At 55.5% G+C, this 19,526-nt stretch carries 12 protein-coding genes; 5 read left to right on the forward strand and 7 right to left on the reverse strand.

Translation table 11 applies throughout. The features are described from left to right. Positions 1–55 precede the first annotated feature (55 nt). From ACXADJ_RS08305 to recC, 3 genes are read right to left on the reverse strand one after another with little or no spacing between them, the layout of a single operon-like run. The gene (locus tag ACXADJ_RS08305; protein ID WP_475064706.1) at positions 56–2,386 is read right to left on the reverse strand and encodes an AAA family ATPase; all 2,331 of its coding nucleotides are present in this window, start codon (positions 2,384–2,386) and stop codon (positions 56–58) included. Beyond that, positions 2,386–6,303, reverse strand: a complete 3,918-nt coding sequence (gene recB, locus ACXADJ_RS08310; RefSeq protein ID WP_475064708.1) for an exodeoxyribonuclease V subunit beta — start codon at positions 6,301–6,303, stop codon at positions 2,386–2,388. The genes ACXADJ_RS08305 and recB overlap by 1 nt, the downstream gene beginning before the upstream one ends. Continuing rightward, the gene (gene recC / locus ACXADJ_RS08315; RefSeq protein WP_475064711.1) at positions 6,300–9,986 is read right to left on the reverse strand and encodes an exodeoxyribonuclease V subunit gamma; all 3,687 of its coding nucleotides are present in this window, start codon (positions 9,984–9,986) and stop codon (positions 6,300–6,302) included. The genes recB and recC overlap by 4 nt, the downstream gene beginning before the upstream one ends. Before the next feature lie 411 nt (positions 9,987–10,397). Between recC and ACXADJ_RS08320 the strand changes: the two genes are divergently transcribed. The 3 genes from ACXADJ_RS08320 (at position 10,398) to trhO (ending at position 13,031) form a co-directional block, all read left to right on the forward strand. Continuing rightward, a complete protein-coding gene (locus ACXADJ_RS08320) occupies positions 10,398–11,084 on the forward strand; it encodes a hypothetical protein (protein ID WP_475064714.1) in 687 nt (228 codons plus the stop codon). Between the two features lie 210 nt (positions 11,085–11,294). After that, a complete protein-coding gene (locus ACXADJ_RS08325) occupies positions 11,295–11,720 on the forward strand; it encodes an acyl-CoA thioesterase (protein ID WP_028292565.1) in 426 nt (141 codons plus the stop codon). 288 nt (positions 11,721–12,008) lie between these two features. Continuing rightward, positions 12,009–13,031: an oxygen-dependent tRNA uridine(34) hydroxylase TrhO gene (trhO, locus tag ACXADJ_RS08330; RefSeq protein WP_475064716.1), complete on the forward strand. Its 1,023-nt coding sequence runs from the start codon at positions 12,009–12,011 to the stop codon at positions 13,029–13,031. A gap of 134 nt (positions 13,032–13,165) precedes the next feature. Here the strand turns inward: trhO and ACXADJ_RS08335 are convergent, their stop codons facing one another. The 3 genes from ACXADJ_RS08335 to ACXADJ_RS08345 form a co-directional block, all read right to left on the reverse strand. Further along, positions 13,166–13,420, reverse strand: coding sequence for a hypothetical protein (locus tag ACXADJ_RS08335; RefSeq protein WP_475064718.1), 255 nt, complete (start codon positions 13,418–13,420; stop codon positions 13,166–13,168). Positions 13,421–14,235: 815 nt separating this feature from the next. After that, the gene (locus tag ACXADJ_RS08340; RefSeq protein ID WP_475064720.1) at positions 14,236–15,417 is read right to left on the reverse strand and encodes a vWA domain-containing protein; all 1,182 of its coding nucleotides are present in this window, start codon (positions 15,415–15,417) and stop codon (positions 14,236–14,238) included. Between the two features lie 17 nt (positions 15,418–15,434). Then, a complete protein-coding gene (locus tag ACXADJ_RS08345) occupies positions 15,435–16,280 on the reverse strand; it encodes an AAA family ATPase (RefSeq protein ID WP_475064722.1) in 846 nt (281 codons plus the stop codon). A 358-nt stretch (positions 16,281–16,638) separates the two neighbouring features. Between ACXADJ_RS08345 and ACXADJ_RS08350 the strand changes: the two genes are divergently transcribed. Then, complete coding sequence (locus tag ACXADJ_RS08350; protein WP_028292571.1) at positions 16,639–17,811, forward strand: Na/Pi symporter; 1,173 nt, start codon at positions 16,639–16,641, stop codon at positions 17,809–17,811. Positions 17,812–17,822: 11 nt separating this feature from the next. Further along, on the forward strand, positions 17,823–18,041 hold the full coding sequence (locus ACXADJ_RS08355; RefSeq protein ID WP_028292572.1) for a hypothetical protein: 219 nt from the start codon (positions 17,823–17,825) through the stop codon (positions 18,039–18,041). A 92-nt stretch (positions 18,042–18,133) separates the two neighbouring features. On the opposite strand, the gene ACXADJ_RS08360 is transcribed toward ACXADJ_RS08355, so the two are convergent. Further along, on the reverse strand, positions 18,134–19,447 hold the full coding sequence (locus ACXADJ_RS08360) for a mechanosensitive ion channel family protein (RefSeq protein WP_475064725.1): 1,314 nt from the start codon (positions 19,445–19,447) through the stop codon (positions 18,134–18,136). Positions 19,448–19,526: the final 79 nt, after the last annotated feature.

Consider the following 19,526-nt stretch of genomic DNA (forward strand, 5'->3'; position numbering starts at 1 on the left):
CTTAGAGCCAGAACAGGGTTTCCCAAAGGGTAAAAATGTCGGTTTTTGGCTGCACTCACCGATCTGACGTCCACAAAGCGTCGCGCAAGCCACTGGCTCGCACTACCCGGCTCCTTAAACCGATGTGCCAGACATCGGGCTGGGCAAGCAACACAAAACGTTCCTTGGCTCGGGTGATCGCGGTGTAAATCAACTCTCGGGTGATTACCGGCTGCCATTGCTCTGGCAATAACAACATCACCTGCTGAAACTCCGATCCCTGACTTTTATGGACTGTCATAACGAAAGAAGTTTCATGGCTGGGCAGTCGGCTTGGCAATAAAAAGCGAATTCCGCCTTCCCGTGCTTCAAAGGCCACCCGCAATTCTCCACTGGTATCACGCACCACCACACCGATATCGCCGTTGTAGAGGCCGAGGTCGTAATCGTTACGGGTAATCATAATCGGACGCCCTGCGTACCAGACGCTGTCTGACGCCCGATTCAAAAGCCCTTGCCGCGTCAGCAGTTGCTCGACATGGCGATTCAGATTCTCCACGCCAAATGGCCCTTGTCGCACCGCCACCAGCGCCTGAAACTCGGCAAACGCCGCCAGCGCCTCGGCTCCGGCCTGTTCCTGCTCCTGCATCGAACGCGGCGCAGCAACCGCAATACGGCTGCAATAGTAGCGATGACCGTCCAACAAGTCCGTTTCCCAGTCACACAGTGGCGACGCATCGCGGGACGTGACGCTTTGATCATCATGCAAACGCAACGACAACGCCTGAGGGTGTCGATCGAACAGTTGTAAGGCAATGCTGGAGCGTCCCTGATTCACCGCACTGGCCAGCTTTCCAATACCACTGTCGGCGGTGAAACGGCGTGACACTTTCAGTTCGGCAACGGCATTGGCCATGTTAAATGCTGGCTGGTCGACGGTATCTGTACTGGTTGCTGCGCTACTCATCACCGACGCAATGGGATCTGAATTTGAAGGAGGAAACTCCGTTGGCGCGGAATCCGTGACAAGCTCAGCGCTCGCAAACAGGTCAGCTGTTTCGAACGGCTGTAAGCGAGCAGCGGGGGCATCAGACACCCAACCGTTGTCTTCGTTGTTTTCTTTATCGTTCTCAATAGCCGCCCCTGCACTGGAATTGACAGGCAACTGCTGACCGCACAATGCGCTGATACGAGCGGCAAACTGCGCATCGGGCCAACACTCGTTACCGGCATTACACAGGTCTGCCAGCACACTGCCGGCTTCTACCGAGGCCAATTGGTCCCGGTCGCCCAGCAAAATCAGCCGCGCTGAAGCCGGAGTTGCCGCCACCAGCTGGTACATCATGGCAAGGTCAATCATCGAGGATTCATCAACCACAATGCAGTCATACGGCAAGGTTTGCTGTTCGCCGTAGCGGAAACCATCAGGTCGCCAGCCCAGCAAACGATGAAGGGTAAAACTGGTATCCGGGATGGCGTCAGCATGAGCAACGTCTCCCCGCTCACGGGCGGCACGAATCGACTCGGTCATACGGGCGGCGGCTTTGCCGGTCGGAGCCGCCAGGGCAATTCGAAGATCCGGTTCAGCGCTCAGCAAAGCCGCCAGCAAACGCGTAACCGTGTGGGTTTTGCCCGTTCCCGGGCCACCTGTAATCACACAAAAACGCTGCAAACAGGCCGTTGCAGCGGCCACTGCTTGCCAGTCGGTCCGCTCCATTAGCCCCGCACTGGCGGGCACAGCCTGCGGCGGAAACAGGCCTGCAAATACCGGAGCCATGGCTGCCATATCCAACTCGACCGGCAAAGCCAGTCGCTGGCGAATCTGCTGTTCAAGGCCGTGCTGATAAAAGAAATAACGCGCCAGATACAAGCGTGGCTGCGGCCAGGCTTCCAGCACCAGCGGTTGCCCCTGATAAGCCGCCGTAACAGCGTCAGGGCAAGCGGCGGTGCTGTTAAACACCGCTGGGTGTTGTTCCAGCCAGCCTTGCCATTGTTGTGGCGTCGGCCAAAGCATATTCAGCGTGGCTGTGCCGGACGGAACCGGAGCAGAACTCGCGCTGGAAGTAGAACTGGCCGCATCGGCATACAAGTCCTGTGGCAAAATGTCTTTCAGAGGGGACGTTGCCAGCGGCAGGCATACTTGCCCTCTTCCCAGGGCCCAGGACACCAAAAGCCCGGCTACGACCAATGCGGCATCCTGATCTTGGTTATTGTTCTGAGCACCCTGGCCTCGTCGGTCAGCGGCGGACGACTGATACAGAAACAGCTGTCTCGCCACTTGCCAGTCGATTTCCCGCAGCCGGTCGCTTTCCTGCAATGCCTGCCAGAGTGCCGCCATGGCACTCTGGTTCATGTGGGTTTGCAGCCCATCGGTTTGCGGATGACGAGTTGATCCTTGAGACATCATTAGAAAGGTAACTCCCCTTGCTGACTGGAGTTCGCGCTGGAATCCGTGCCAGTCACTTTATCCCCCGCAGATTCCGTGGCAGGCAAGCGCAACATGCCGCTCTGCCAGCGTGCCAGATCGTGCGGGTCAATCGGGCTGAACCACACCCCCGACTGCGAATCACAGCCCGGCTGCATTCCCCGCAGGAACAGATAGAACACACCACCCAAATGTTGCGCCGGGGAATAATCCGGAATCCGGTGATGCAGGAACTGATCCAACGCCAGACTGTAAATACGAGCCTGCAAATCGTAGTAATGGGCGGCCATTGCCTGATCCAGCGCCTCCCCCATATAGTCTTCCGGGTTGTCGCCCAGGTAATTCGACTTGTAGTCCAACAGGTAGTAACGGCCATCAACACAAAAAATCAGGTCGATAAAGCCTTTCAGATAGCCATCCAGTGGCCGGAATTGCAGTTTGGGTCGTTGCATATCGGCGCTACGGCTGTCACGCAGTAAGGCATTCAGGCCATCGGCAAACAGATTGCCGACGGGCAAGCAGAACTCCATTTCATCCAGTCGCTGACGGCTATCGAGCTGCTGCAGTTGAATATTGCCTGTTAGCGGCGTAGTGACCACATGCTGCAACCAACCGGACAGCTGTTCGATTGCCGGGTGCTGCTCAAACGGGGGCTCTAACGCCACGCCAGTGCCAGAGGGTGCAGTAGAGGGCACAATGGCCAACACATCGTCCAACAAGCCGAAGTGGCGCAATGCTTTCGGCAACACATCCCGTTGCAGCGCCTTGTTGCCGGTAAAATTCCAGTGTTCAAAAATACTGTGCAAACAGGTACCGGCCTGAGAGCCACGCGGGAATTGCATGGCCAGATGTTGCACAAAGGCCTGTTGCCGCGCTGCCCGTTGGGCTTCAGCGGCCAGTTCGGCATTAGGCTCGGTCAGGTTGTTACCAGAACCGCTCATGCTCTCACTGTCAGGGCTCACTCCTGCAATGCCAGCAGCTGGCAAACCGCTATTCAGCATACCGCTGGCTTGTTGCCAGCCATTGCCTTCGTCTTGGCGCAAACCGCCGTCCTGGGATTCTTCCAGACCCTGCTCGTTGGCTGCATCCTGCTGGCTCAAGGCGGTGAAACTGGACACCCGCCAACGGCGATCTATCTTGCGGGTAAAGTCAGCAGCTTGCAGCTGGGCATTGTCGCCCTGCCGCTCGGCGTATTCTCCTGAAGAAGCCGCTTCGTCTGGCTGCAGCTGAGGTGCTGGGCCAAGATACAAGCTGTCATCAGACAGTTCAGCCAGCCCCTGCCAGCCTCGCTGTTGTATTTGCAGTAACTCGCCAAGAGCCGACGACTGTAATACCGGCGGCGGATTTTTCGCACGACCGCCGACGTTCGCCTTCGACAACCACACAAAGCAGCCCTGCACCGGCCGGGTCAGCGCCACATACAACAAACGCATGTATTCAGCCCGTTTGTCGCGGGCCGCCAGATCGCGTTCGTCCCGACTGGCATCCAGGTTAAGGATCACCTGCTCGCCGTCGAAATAGCGCACATCTTCAACGTTATTGAGCTTGGTCAGGTCTGCCCAGACAAACGGCAGGAACACCAACGGATACTCCAGACCTTTGGACTTGTGAATGGTCACAATCGACACCAGATTGGCGTCCGACTCCAGCCGTAGCTGGGCGTCTTCGCCGGATTCATTGGCGTCCAATACCCGCTCACGGAACCAGCGCAACAAAGCTTGTTGCCCCTTCAAGCGACGGCTGCTCTGCTGCAACAATTCGCCCAAATGCAGCAAGTTGGTCAGCGTGCGTTCACCATCTGCCTGATGGCGAATGCGGGCGGCACGATCGTCCCGGGCCATCCAGTCCAGAATGGCGGCCATGATTCCGTTGCGGTTCCAGCGTTCGTGGTAGTGCTGCATCCCCTCCAGCTGACGCTCCAACTCGCGTTCGTTCACTTGCAACTGGTAAATCTGGTTAACGCTAAAACCGTGCAAGCGGGTTGCCAGTGCATTACGCAGCAAACGCTCGTCAGCCGGTTCCGCCACCGCGCTAAGCCAGTTCAGCAGCTCGACCGCAGTGGTCGATTTGAATACCGACTCCCGCGACAGCAGCACCGCCGCAATGCCCCGTTGCGCCAGTGCATCACGCATCATCTGCGCCTGGGCATTGGTCCGAACCAACACCGCCATATCCCGCGCCTGAGCGGTCTGTTCACCCAACTGTGCCGCCCCGGCAAGCATGCGCTGAATGCTGTCGGCACAGTCTTCAGCACAGCGGCGTACGCCCGCTTCCCGGGTTTCCTCTTCCGTCTCGGCATCGGCGGGCAGCCAGAATTGCAGTGGTGCAGCCGCCTTGCCGTTCAGTCGCAAAGCGGCATCGTCGTGTTTACCAGCAGCGTTTACCGGAAAGAAAGGAATATCGTCGTCAAACACAAATGGCGACGGGTGATCATCGAACAGCCGATTCACAGCGCCAATCATGCGACTGTGACTGCGCCAGTTGGTATCCAGCGTAAAAATACGCTCTGGCGGCATCTGTCGACGGGCCTGAATGTAGGTGAAAATATCCGCCCCACGGAAGGCATAGATCGCCTGCTTGGGGTCACCAATGGCAGTCAGGCCACAAGTGGGTGCTGACTCAGAGCCGTCGCCTGCACCAGCAGCCGCGGCATAAATCGTCTGGAAGATCCGATACTGCATCGGATCGGTATCCTGAAATTCATCGATCAAAGCAACCGGATACAAGGTTCGGATTTGCTGCGCCAGCGCCGGGCCTTGAGTCCCTTGCAAGGCGCTGTCCAGCAGCCGCAACAGGTCATCTGGCGACAAGGCACCGGCTTGTTCCAGCAGCTGGAAGTAACGGGTTTTCACCTCATCAAACCAGGCTTTGGGCAGGGTTTTCAGAAACTGGTGCTGATACTGCTGCAATGGTTCCAGTGCGCTGAGCAGCACGTCCATGGCATCGAATAAATCGTGCTCTGGCGTGGTTTTGCCTTTGCTGGTTTTGGCACTCAACTGGCGAGCGGTAAAGTTCTCGGCCTTGGCTGGCACCTTGAGCGAAAAGCCGCCATCAAACCAGTGTTGCAGGTCTTTCAGCCAACCAGGTATAGAAGCCGGTTTATAGCTGTTGTTGTTCAGCTGTTTGGTGGTGGCCGCTTCCAACAGCAAGTCGCCGATGCTTTGCCAGCCACTCGTCTGAGCCGCCGCCATTGCTTTCTCGAACGCCTGTTCGGCTTCACGGGAGTCCGGTGCTTCGGCCGCAGGCACCGGTGGGACAAACACCGTATCCGGGCGCGAGAACCAGCCCCGGATCTTGCTCATCAGTTCGTCCGGCGACGGGAACACCGAACGGTACACCAACACATCGGTACGCTCTGCCCGATACATATGCTGACGCCAAACATCTTCACAAGCCTGCTTCAACCAACTGGCGGTATCCATCTCCAGATCGGCGCTGAACATCACCCCACTGTCGAAGGCAAACTGCTTCAGCATGCGCTGACAAAAACCGTGAATGGTGTAAATGCTGGCGTCGTCCATGGCCGACAGATTGGCCTGCAAGCTGTCGATCTGCTGTTGCAGCTGCTCGTCCGACCAGTCCAGCTGTTGTAACCAGCTGGTCAGCAGCCCGTCTGTTAATGGCAGACCGGCTTGCTGACGCAGCAGGTCTTCCAGATTGCCGCGCAGGCGCTCACGAATACGGCCGCGCAGTTCTTCCGTGGCGGCCTTGGTAAAGGTCACTACCAGAATCTGATCGCAGCCCAGCGGCTGCAAACCGGTGTTGTGACCCAGACTCAAACGGCTGTAGAGGCTGGCAATGGTAAAGGTTTTGCCGGTGCCCGCACTGGCTTCAATCAGCGATTGGCCGGTAAGCGGGAAGGTCGATACATCCAGTGGAATGGCATTCATGGAGGTCATGCTCCCTCCTGAGCCGCATCGGCACGTGTGGTGTATTTCATCAAGGACGACATCAGGTGGTTATGGCGGCTGACCCAGTGTTGCAGATAGTCCGGTTTCAGCAAGGACTCCAATAATTCCGGCCGACAGCGCTGCAGCTCTGCCCCTTGCAGCTCGCCAAAGTCACTGGCCAGAGCTTGCCGAACAATAGTTAGCCATTCTTCGGTAACTTGCGGTGTGGCTTGTTGATGATGACTCTCATCGTCATTGGAGCCATCTGCGACGGCGGCAAGGTCTACATCCGGCGTTTGTGACAGCAGGCTGAACAGCAAATCAGGGAGTAAGTCACCGGCCATCAGCCAGCTTTGCATCAAGTATTCGACCATTTCCAGCAACAGCGCCTGGCTTTGCTCTGATTCAGGACAGCCCAGCTGGTATTCACACACCTCGCCACTCATGCGGTCACCCAGTCCCAGGTAACTGAGTTTGCTGACTTCACCGCCGGATGCGAGATTGGCTAACAGCAGTTCGGCCCAGGCATCCAGCAGATGGCTGCCCCGAACGCCACCGCTGCGCCACCGAACGAGTGTTTTACCGGCAGTCATCGCCAGGCTCTCGCCGCTAATGGTCAGCTGGTCATTGGCGCCCATGCGTTCATGGTTGCCGAACAAGGCCCGCACAGACGCAGGTACCGGCAGCTCCACACGCCAGGAAGTAGCCTCGCCGACTTGTGGTTGCAGCTGCCGAATTCGCTGAACCAGGGGCTGCACCTCGGCAATGGCATCTTCAAGGGCCAGTTCTCCCAGCACATTGACGGGTAACTGGCCGAGCGATTGCAGTCGCTGTAAACGCTTAAGAGTGTCAGGCTGCAAGCCGGAATCGGGTTCTGGGCCAGCGGCCACCTGAGCGATTTCCAGCCCGACTTCTTCATCGCGAAACAGATATTGCTCCAGCGTATCCAGCCGGAAAGGCTCCTCGGTACGTTCTTCCTGCCAACGCGGTTGCAGGTCGATGCGCAAACGACGTTCAAGGAAGAAGGTGGCACTGCTTTTCAGGGCCGATTGAATGTCGCTCAGCTCCAACTGCAAGGCCGACTGTGGGTCGTCTTGCCACTCTTCCGGTATCGGCAAGGGTTTGGCAATAAACCGTTCAGGCTCAACTTGCATAGGGGCTGAAGCCACGGCGGCCCACAGTGGGTGATAACTTTGAATCGTGCGAGACGGAATATTGCTGTTCTGGGCCGCATTGTCTGGAGAGCGCGGCAAGTACAGCTGCGGATTAAACGGCTGTAAAGGCAGCTCTTCCTGCAACCACTGGCGCATCCACTGGCGGCTGTCGGCATGAGCTGCTTGTTGCCAGCCAGACAAACAATAGCCATCACACAAGTAGTCGGTTAGCTCGCTGACCAGGACCGAAGGCTGCTGTTCGTTGTTCTCGCGCACGCCGCGACCACGGTAGCTGATGTAGAGTTTGTCCTGCGCCGAGCTGACGGCTTCCAGAAACAGGTAACGGTCGTCGTCCCGACGGGAACGGTCGCCCTGACGGCGCTTGCCCGCCATGATCAGATCGAACCCGACCGGCGTTACCTTACGGGGATAATCGGCGTCGTTCATGCCCAGCATGCACACCACCCGAAACGGGATCGAACGCATCGGCATCAGGGTACAGAAGTTAACTGGCCCCGCCAGAAAACGCTGCCAACCGCCCTGCTGCCCCAGTTCGTTGACGAACCAGGCGCGCACCACACGAATCGACAGCTGCTGTTCAGTGCCCTGTTCATCATTCACCAAACCGCCCAGCTCCAGCTCTTGTTGCCAGCTCTGAATAGCATCCCGTATTTGTTGCAGGGAATTCTGCTGGCGTTGCTGCTCGTATGCAGACACCTGATCGGCACGACTGAAGTCTGAAGTAAACAACTGCCGGGTGAGTTCGGACACCCGTTCGATCCACTGCAACGCCGTCGCCGGTTTGGCCAGGACCTGCTGCCAGTATTCCAGCGCATCAATCAATGCCAGTAACTTGCCGAGCAATTCCGCGCTACTGCCCTCTACCGCCGAAACCGGCCAGTCACCCTGCCAGCCAGGCACCATGGAGCTGGACGGCAGGGTTTCCGGAATCATCAGCCCCAGCAACAACTGACGTAATCCCTTACGCCAGCTGTTTTGTTCAAAACCGGGCACGCCCAAACCGTGCCGTTGCTGGCGATCCAGCCCCCAGCGCACATTGGCTCGCTGCAGCCATTCCTTGATGGTGTCGAGGTCGGATTCAGCAATGCCAAATTGCAAACGAATGGCTGGTACTTCCAGCCAGTCCTGTACTTCGGTCACCGTCATGCGGCTGTCTGGCAGCGCCAACAAGGCCAAAAAGGTATCCAGCAACGGGTTTTCTGCCACCAGCGACTGGTCGGCAATGGCCCACGGAATATAAAGGCTATTGGCTTTTCGACTGACGTCGGCGCTGGCAAATACGGCATCAATGTAGGGTGCGTAGGCATCAATATCCGGCACCATCACAACGATGTCGCGGGGCTGCAAGGTCGGGTCATCGGCCAGCCAATTCAGTAGCTGATCCTGCAAGCGCTGCACTTCCCGCAGCGGGCTGTGGGCCGAAACAATACGAATGCTGTCGTCGCTGGCTTCCACCGTTTGTTTGAAGTCACTGCCCTCTAACGCTTGCTCGGTAAAGGCCAACTGCTGGCGGTCTTGCAGTTCAAGAATATCGGCTTGCAGGTGTTGCAGCAGGTTACGTCGGGACTGCGGTTGAGGGTCTACCCAGGCTTCAACGTCGAGTTCCAGTTCGGTGTCGTGCACCATGGTCAGAAAGTCCCGTCCGAGCTGCCCCCAACTGGCCAGCAAAGGATTACCCCGCTCCAGGTAAGCGGCAGACTCTGGCGACTGCCGCAAAATCCGCGCCCGGCGTTTGTCATCGACAATGTCGCCCCAGAAGTTACGGCACGGGTTCAAGAGGAAAAAATGCACTTCAATGCGTTCGGAAATGGCGTTCAGTACTTGCCAGTAACTGCCTGGCAGCGCGGCAATACCAAACACAAACAAACGCTTGGGCAAACCTTTCAGGCGCTCCGGGTGCTGCCTGACCAAATCGGCCAGTTGTTCCATCAAGCGAGCACGGTGATCAAGGCTGTGTCCCAGCTCACGACTGCGCTCCACCAGCGCCCGCCACACCACTGGCTGCCACGGGTGCAAGGAGATGTCGGCGCCCTCAATCTCGTCTTGCTGGTTCTCCCACGCCAGCAACCAGTCGGGGCGATAAACCAGATATTGGTCGAACACGTCGGCAATGGTTTGTGACAACTGAAAACAGCGCAGTCCTTGCGGATCGTCATCGAGGTAGTGGGCGATGGCCGCACACGGGTGATCCGGGTTATCGCGGGCGGCTTCAATCAATTCAGGCAACAAGGTCATGAGCTTCCAGGTCATGAACGGCTTGTCGAAATGAGAGCGCTCCGGCAAATCCGGGCGAAGCTGGTTGAACACTTTCCAGACAAAGCTGAACGGCAGTGGAAAATCGACTTGAGCCGACACCCCTAGACCATCGGCGATGTTCAGCTTAAGCCAGTGAGCCATACCCTGACTCTGCACCAGTATCGCTTCCTGCTCGAACGGCGACGGAGGATTGTGCTTCATCAAAGACAACAAAATGCTTTTCAGAACATCGAGGTCGTTGGAGTGGTAAAACTTGATCATGCCGTCCCTGAGCCCAGTGGGCATTGCAATAACACCGGGACCAGCCCGAATATCCCGCTGCTCGCGCAGCGTTATTCAGATCAGTCCCCCAAGCGGAATGTGACGAGTTTAACAGTCTGATGGCCAGAATACTCTGCGATTGGCGATGACTGTTAGTCAGCTCAGTAGCGGCTGATTCGCAGCTACTATCCAATCAACCTGCCAATCCACCTCAATCCATCCGCCACTGACAGATTTGTCATTTCCTTACGGTCGTTATGTTGTGATTCAGGCCAATTTTTATGCAGGTTGATGCTTTTTAAGTCTGTACAAAAGTACCATCACGCCCGATGATTTATTCGACCAAGGTCGAACATTGAATATAAAACGACGACCACTCCACTCAGGACGAGATCAGCGCGAGGGACAGGTATGCACAGCAGTCTGGATACATTGTTTGAAAAACAGCAGAGTATTTATCTGAACGCATTCAAGCACCCCATGGCGCAGCAGGAGTTGCAGTTAACCGGTGCCGATCGGCCGTTCGAAGCCGGTATGCTGGTGGTGTTGAAATACCCGCCGGAGCTAACAGAACGATTGCACCAGGCCAGCCTGGCCGTCTCAAGCACCATCCCCGCCCTGACCTACGCCCCCGAGGCGCTGTACACGACGATTGCCGTCGGCCCCAAGCTGCACGATTTAACCGATCACGAAGCAAGCAGAGCCGAGCTGCAATTCAGCAGCTGGTTTTTTGAAGAAGGGCTTGCCCTTGGCCAATCTCTCACCGAGAGAATCCAGATTTCCTTCACCGAATGGCTCTACAACAGCAACACTCTGATTGCTGCCAGCAAAGCCAACCAGCATTTTTGGCAGCTGGCCGATCAGTTGGTATCGAGTGCCAACAAACGCAGTGTTCGCAGCGCCATGCCATGGGGCAGCCACGTCACGGTGTCGCGCTTTTTGGCCGACAAAACCCCGGCATCGGTGATGCGCGAGCCGCTGTCCCAATTGCCCGGTTTGCCAACCAAAGCCATCACCCCGCAGGGACTGGAGCTGGTGCATTACGAGTGCGACAGCCACGGTTTTCGGCTGCGCAACCGCGATTTCTGGAACTCCTGAACGGCACCCGGGTTTCCATCAGACATTGAAACGCCCCTGACTGAACAGCCGTTCCGATAGCTGGCCCCGAAAGTTTGGGTTATATTGCGCCAAACGCGACAGGCCGGTTTTCCCCGCTACTGTCGCACTCAACCGGAAACCAATATCCGGCGATCTATCTTGAGCACACTGAGAGCGATCTCACCGAGAGCAACCAGACCGAGAAAATCTATGAACGAAACCACCCGCGGCCGTCTGACCACCCGCACCATTGCCATGCCCAGCGATACCAACCCGGCCGGAGATATTTTCGGTGGCTGGGTACTGTCCCAAATGGACATTGCTGCCGGGATTTGCGCCGGCCAACGCGCCCAAGGCCGAGTTGTCACCGTGGCAGTCGACAGCATGAGCTTCATTCGCGCGGTTAAAGTGGGTGACATTCTGGGGGTCTACACCGAAGTTGCCCAGGTCGGCCGCACCTCGATGCAAATTCATGTGGAAGCCTGGGTCCGTCGTGGCCGTATTGGTCACCGTGAAAAAGTGACCGAAGCCCTGTTCAAATTTGTATCCATCGATGACGAGGGCGTACCAACGCCCATTCCGGCCGAAGATGAACTGCCGCAGTACGTGTTGAACAACAATAACTGTGAGTTCTGATCAACGTATTCTGACCAGTGGGCCAACGTATCAACCGGTGCGTTGGCGCTACTGTTCTCTGCTCTATCCGTACCCGCTTTGCCCACTTTCGCTGCTTTCACCACCTTCCCCCTTTAGCCCTTACTCTCCTCTCTCTGCCTGCTGCAACCGGTAGTAGTCTCTTATTGCTCTGTATTTTTCGGCGATGAGCTCCGGTTTGGGGTTTTACAGTGGTTTTTGTATACTCCGCGCCCTCTTAACCCCCACGATCAAACGCACCGGTTTTACGTTCCGGGAAAGCGAGGAAATATGACTCAGAACACCGCTAATCCGTCTGCTGCACAGGGCGAGCAAATTGTTGTTTGCGCCATGTACAAATTTGTCACGCTGGACAACTTTGAAGCGCTGCGCCAACCACTGCTGGATACCATGCTGGCGCTCGACGTTAAAGGCACCTTGCTGCTGGCCAACGAAGGCATCAATGGCACCGTTGCCGGCACCCGCGCAGGCATCGACGGTTTGCTGGGCTACTTGCGCAAGGATGAGCGTTTGGCCGATATCGGCTACAAGGAATCCTACGACGACGAACAGCCGTTCTACCGCACCAAGGTCAAGCTGAAGAAAGAGATCGTCACCATGGGCGTGGAAGGCATTGATCCAAAGCGTGTCGTGGGCACTTACGTTAAGCCAAAAGACTGGAACGCGCTGATTTCAGACCCGGATGTGGTACTGGTGGATACCCGCAACGATTACGAAGTGGGCATTGGCACGTTCAAGGGCGCCATCGACCCGAACACCAAAACCTTCCGTGAGTTTCCACAGTACGTGAAGGAAAACCTCGATCCGCAGAAGAACAAGAAAGTCGCCATGTTCTGTACCGGCGGTATCCGTTGTGAAAAATCCACCGCGTACCTGAAGGAACAGGGCTTCGACGAGGTCTACCACCTCGAGGGCGGCATTCTTAAATACTTGGAAGAAGTGCCGGAAGAAGAAACCCTGTGGGAAGGCGAATGCTTTGTGTTTGACAACCGGGTGACCGTTAACCACAAGTTGGAAAAAGGCGAGTACGACCAGTGCCACGCCTGTCGTCGCCCGATTACCGAAGAAGACAAGCAGTCCGAGCACTACGTTCAGGGCATCAGCTGCCATCATTGCATCGACGAATACTCCGAAGAGCAGCGCGAGCGTTTCCGTCAGCGCGAACAGCAAATGCAATTGGCACGGGAGCGTGGCGAAGACCACCTGGGTAACGACTTGCAGGACGTGATTCAGAAACGTCGGGCGGAAAAGAAGGCTTTCAAGGAAGCCCAGCGTAAAACTGACGCCAAGTGATCTGATCTACGGCTGAAAACGAATCACGCCGAAAACCGATCAGTCTAAAAACCGCCCCTAAAAACAAAAGGCGCAACAGTTCTCTGTTGCGCCTTTTGTTTTTCTTTGGCTGTTGAAATGAGCAGCCGACTGCTTCAGTTCAACTGGTGCGCCAGATCGTTCAACCGAGCGCGTGTCTGCTGCGCCTTGGCGTTGGCTTTTTGCCAATGAGGCACATGGCTTTCGGTGTCGTGCAGAATCTCTTCGAATTCATGGTCCAGCTGATGCAGCTGCTGCTCCAGCGGGCCATGCACCACATCGAGAACCTCGTGCACTTGCCGCAACTCACGGGCGAGCGCCTGGCACGTCAGCTTGAAAACTTCTTCCTGACTCATTTGCATCAATTCCATCGGTCACCTCCTGACATCACTTGCATCGCCGCTGCAAACGGGTAGAGATTGCCTTAAAAGGGGACATCTATTTAATCCGGTGCTCACTCTGGGCTACCGGGTGGTTTCGAATCACGAAGCCGACTTGCAGGCCTGACGGGTCAAGTCAAAAGTCGGCGACACAGAGTCGAGATCATCCGGCAGCCCCCGCAGGGCGCGGCGGGTTGCCGCTGCCCAGTACTGTGTTGACGAACTTGGAAAGACTCGGCCGGACAGGTACGTCATTCCACTGCGTTCGTCGCCTTGCACTGAACAACGGCAACACTCGCGCAGAGCCGTGCAGGATTAAATAGATGTCCCCAAAAGGCACGGACAATTCGATACTATCCAGTTGCGACCACAGGAACCGTGAACTGTTTCAGAATTAATGACTGACTGTTTTTAATCGGCCAGGCATCTGACAATGACGTCAAAGCAATCTGACAGCATGTGTCGCGCCCAATGAAAATGACAAAGCGGCAGCGTTTTCTCACAAACGCAGTGGGTTATTCAAAGATTTCTGGGGACCCTCTGAATAACTCGGTGCCCGCTCTGGATGACAAGGCGAAGCTGAATCACGAAGCTGATTTGCAGGCCTGGCGGGTCAAGTCAAAAATCAGCGACACAGAGTCAGCAATGCCCTGTCATCCCCGCAGGGCGCGTCCTGCTGGCCGCCAGAACGGTGTTGGCGAACTTGGAAAGGACTCGTCATTCCGCTGCATTCGCCGCCTTGTTCTGACAACCAGCTGGACTCGCGCAGAGCTGTGCAGAGCTGTGCAGAGTTATTCAGAGGGTCCCTAGCGCTGCAACTCACGAATGGCCTGGGTAAGGCCGTCGACCGTCAGCGGATACATACGGTCTTCCATCAGCTGGCGAATCATACCCAATGACCCTCCCGGCCCCCACCAATGGTGCGGTGTCGGGTTCAGCCAGGCGACGTGGGGGAACTGGTCGGTCACGCGCTGCAACCACACGGCACCCGCCTCCTCGTTGTAGTGCTCGACACTGCCGCCAATATGAGTCACTTCGTAGGGCGCCATGGTGGCATCCCCCACAAAGATGATTTTGTAATCGGGGCCGTATTTATGCAGCACGTCCCAGGTGTTGAGGCGTTCCTGATAGCGGCGGTGGTTGTCCTTCCAGACAAACTCGTACAAGCAATTATGAAAGTAGAAGCACTCCATGTGCTTGAACTCCGCCCGTGCAGCCGAGAACAGCTCTTCACAGGCTTTGACGTGTTCATCCATCGAACCGCCAATGTCGAAAAACAACAGCACCTTGACGGCATTATGGCGCTCAGGCACCAGCTTCAAATCCAGATATCCGGCATTGCGGGCGGTTGAGCGAATGGTGTCATCCAGGTCGAGCTGATCCGCAGCACCCTGACGGGCAAACTGCCGCAAACGCCGCAGCGCCACCTTGATATTACGAATGCCCAATTCGACGTTGTCGTCGAGGTTGCGGTAATTGCGCTGTTCCCACACCTTCACCGCCTTTTTATGGCGGCTATGACCCTGTTCAATACGAATGCCTTCGGGATTGTAGCCATGGGCCCCAAAGGGTGAAGTGCCTCCGGTACCAATATTCTTGCTGCCGCCCTGATGGCGCTTGGTCTGGTTTTCCAGCCGCTCGCGCAAGGCTTCCATGATTTTCTCAAGGCTGCCCAATCCTTCAATCTCGGCTTTTTCAGCCTCCGACAGAATCTTCTCTACTTCCTTGCGTAGCCAGTCTTCCGGCAGGTTCAGCTCTTCCAACTTGCCCTGCCAGCTTTCAAGGCCAGCAAAGTAAGCGGCGAACGCACGGTCAAAACGGTCGAAGTATTTCTCATCCTTGACCAGACACACCCGGGTTAACTGATAAAACTGTTCCTGATCCGCGAACGCCAGGTTGTGCTTGAGGGCATTGATCAGATCCAGATATTCCCGGATAGAAACCGGCACACCGGCAGCACGAACGATTTGAAAGAAATCAATCAACATAGCAACAGGCCCTGGCGTTAACCGCGACGGCGACTCATAAAGGCCAGTTTTTCCAGCAGCATAACGTCTTGTTCATTTTTGATCAGAGCGCCATGTAACGGTGGAATGGCATCGGTGCCCTTTTTACCCTGCAAGGCGTCCAGACCAATGTCATCGGCCATCAGCAGTTTCAGCCAGTCAATCATTTCCGAGGTGGATGGCTTTTTCTTCAGGCCGGGCACCTTGCGAAGATCGAAGAAGACCTCCAGCGCGGCACTGACCAGTTCCTGCTTGATGTTATCGAAATGCACGTCGACGATTTTTTGCAGGGTATCGCGGTCCGGAAAATCGATGTAATGGAAGAAGCAACGACGCAGGAAAGCATCCGGCAACTCTTTTTCATTGTTACTGGTAATCAGAATGATGGGACGATGCTTGGCCACCACCCGTTCGCTGGTTTCGTAAACAAAGAACTCCATCTTGTCGAGCTCCAGCAACAGGTCGTTGGGGAACTCGATGTCGGCCTTGTCAATTTCATCAATCAGCAGTACCACCGGCTTATCAGCTTCAAAGGCCTGCCAGAGTTTGCCCTTATTGATATAATTGCTGATGTCATTTACGCCTTCCACACCCAATTGAGAGTCTCGCAGGCGTGATACCGCATCGTATTCATACAGGCCCTGGTGAGCGCGGGTGGTGCTTTTGATGTGCCACTGAATCAGGTCGGTATCCAGCGCATTGGCCAACTGCTCTGCCAGCATGGTTTTGCCCGTGCCAGGCTCGCCTTTAAGCAACAGTGGTTTTTGCAAAGTGATGGCGGCATTCACAGCCATTTGAAGTTCAGGAGTGGCGATGTAGTCGTCAGTACCGGTAAAGCGAGCCATAGCAGAGTCCGAGTGATAAGTGGGTGTTGCTGATCAGGTGTCGCCACACAGTATAAAAGCATCACCCTTCAACAGAAACACTCATATTCCAGTTTGGAAATAAAATAGAGCGCGGCTCATTAGCAATGGTTTGAGTGATGACAAGAAACTGAACTGTCAGTTTTGGCAACGTTTATGTACCATCGCGCTGCCGATGAGATCTTCATCACAAAAGCTCAAATTAGAGCCAAAATTGAAATATTTCAGTTTTATGAAGACTTTATGACAGTCAAAGCTGTCGCTGTAACAAAACTGTAATATTTCTCGGAGACCATCCGCGCACTTTATTTCAGACCTTCAATCTACGAGTAATTTCGTTATGAATGAAACTACAGCAACTGCAGCGTCCGTCGCTGTTGAGCAAACACCCAAGGCGAACTGGATCAACTGGCTGAAAATTGCCGGCCTGGTGTATTTGCTGCTGGTCGCCGTATCTACCATTGGTAGTGGCTTTAAATTGGCGTCTGGCGACCATGCCAAGGAATTGTTTGAGTTTGCCAGCAACCCGTTGACTGGCTTGATTGTCGGTACTGTTGCTACTGCCCTGATTCAATCGTCCAGTACGGTTACTTCGATCATTGTTGGCCTGGTTGCCGGTGGCCTGCCGGTACAAATTGCCATTCCGATGATCATGGGCGCCAACATTGGCACCACCATCACTAACACCATTGTGAGCCTGGGCCACGTGCGTCAGGGTGCTGAATTCCGCCGCGCCTTCTCTGCGGCCACCGTGCATGACTTCTTCAACCTGCTGGCGGTGATGATCTTCCTGCCGCTGGAAATCATGTTCGGCTTCCTCGAAAAAATCGGTGCGTCGGTATCCTCCATGCTGGTAGGCGCTGACTCCATGTCGATGAAAGGTCTGAACTTCATCAAGCCACTGGTTAAGCCACCGGTAAGCTTTATTAAAGGCCACTCCGAATCGCTGATGGGCGACACCGCCGGCGGTATCGTCATGGTGGTTCTGGGCATCGCCCTGATCTTTGTCGTCATCACCCTGATCGGCAAGCTGCTGAAAGCCCTGCTGGTGGGGAAAGCGAAAGAAATCCTTCACTCTGCCGTTGGTCGTGGCCCGGTTTCCGGCATTGCATCCGGCACCCTGATTACTGTTCTGGTTCAGTCCAGCTCCACCACCACCAGCCTGATCGTGCCGTTGGCCGGCAGCGGTGTGTTCACCCTGCGTCAAATCTTCCCGTTCACCCTGGGCGCCAATATTGGTACCACGGTAACGGCCTTGCTGGCCGCCACAGCAGTAACCGGCCCCAATGCAGTATTCGCTCTTCAAGTGGCCCTGGTGCACCTGACCTTTAACCTGATGTCTGTGGTATTTATTTACAGCATCCCGTTCTTGCGTAATATTCCATTGTTCGCTGCAGAAAAACTGGCTGACGCTGCGGTTGAAAACAAGCTGTACGCAGGCGGCTACATTCTGCTGGTGTTCTTCATCGCCCCACTGGTGCTGATTGGCGGCAGTCAGGCGCTGGGTCTGTAAGGAGTAGGTCCATGTACGAAAGCAAAGCTGAACTGGAAAACAAGATCGCCAATCTGGAAGCCCGCTTGGTTGATTTGAAAGATCGTCTGGCTCGTATCGAGCAGACAGAACAACACGATGCAGTGGAACATGTCGATGAGTACATGGAAGTGCTGGATCGTGAATTTGCCAGCTTGCGTGAATACTGGCCTGTGGCTCTGCAAGAACTGCAAAAGCTGTTCAAGAAGTAACAGAGCCGGTTTCAGAGTCTGCTGAAACAGACAAAAACGCCCGCAATCTTGCGGGCGTTTTTGTGTCTGCCGTGTGGCTTAAGCTCTACCCCCTAACGGCCATTCGAGCTACTGCCATCAACACTACTCTCCCCATCTGAATTACCGTTTTCTGTGGCCACATCCTGTTGCTGACTGGCATACGCCATTGCCTGCTTCTGACGGTCGCTCAGGGCTTCGGGTTTTGGCTCTGATTTTGACTCTGGTATTGGCCCGGGCTTTGTTTCGGGACCGGACTCAGACTCTGCCACAGCGGCTGAAGGCTTACGGGACAGCATCAAGGTGTCGATGTCCACCTGCTCCTGAGAAAGGTTCAGTGCCCGAATTGGATACGGAATGGTGATGCCCTCTTCGCCGTAACGACGGTGCAGTTTTTTCACAAATTCTGATTTCAGTACAAAGCTGTCGGCGTATTCCAGAGCCCGTAGCACCACGGTGAAATTGATGCTGGAGTCGCCAAAGGTGTGGTACATCACCATCGGCTCAAACTCCGACTGACCACCTTCGATGTCTTTTAAAATGGCTCTGGCAACTTCCAGCGTCACCTGTTCAACCTGCTCCAGGTCAGAGTCGTAGTGAACCCCCACTTCCACCAGCACCGATAGTTCCTTCGCCGGGTAGTCGTAGTTCAGGACCTTGGATTCCGAGATTCGGCTGTTGGGCAGCACCACGGTGTTGTTTTGCAGCATTTTCACCCAGGTAGAACGCCAACCGATTTTTTGCACATAGCCCATTTCGCCGGATTCCAGCTGAATAAAATCGCCCACCTTGAACGGCTTGTCGACCAGCAGTTGAACCCCGGAGAAGAAGTTTTCCAAAGTCGGTTGTAACGCCAGCGCAACGGCCAACGAGGTGATCCCCAACGAGGCGATAATAGGAGTGACGGAAATGCCCAGCGTGCCCAGCAACACCAGCAAGCCAAGGCTGAATATGAGCCCTCGAACCAGTCCCCGTGCCAACCCCTGACTGTTGTACAAAATGGGGGAACGACGGGTGTAATGATCCAGCGTGCCAACCGATAGCCGGTCGAAAAAGACGATGATGGCGAACACCAGCAGGATTTTGGCGATCACGCTGGCAATCAAATCGAAGTTCTTGCCGCTGAGGTCAAAGTGCTCGAACAGGCGCTCCAACACCACCAGATGAAAACCAATAATCACAATGGTGAGCGGCAAGCCCAGCGCCCGCATGAACAACGAGTCGAAGAACCATTTGGTTTTGTCGGTGACTTTTGCCAGCCGCGCCAGCAACAGGGTTTTCAGCCCCAGAAACACAATCAGGGACGCTAACGAAATTCCCGCGGCAATGACCCAGGTGGGCAGATTCAAATCCGCCATGTAACTGGCCAGCTGGTCCAGTCCTTCCATATCAGACTCCGGTTGGAAGTGAATGTGTCACTTCAAAGAGTCGTTACAGGCAGGATTGTTCAACCGGATTGGGGAGTTT

The sequence above is a fragment of the Oceanobacter sp. ABM4_470 genome (assembly GCF_056158645.1).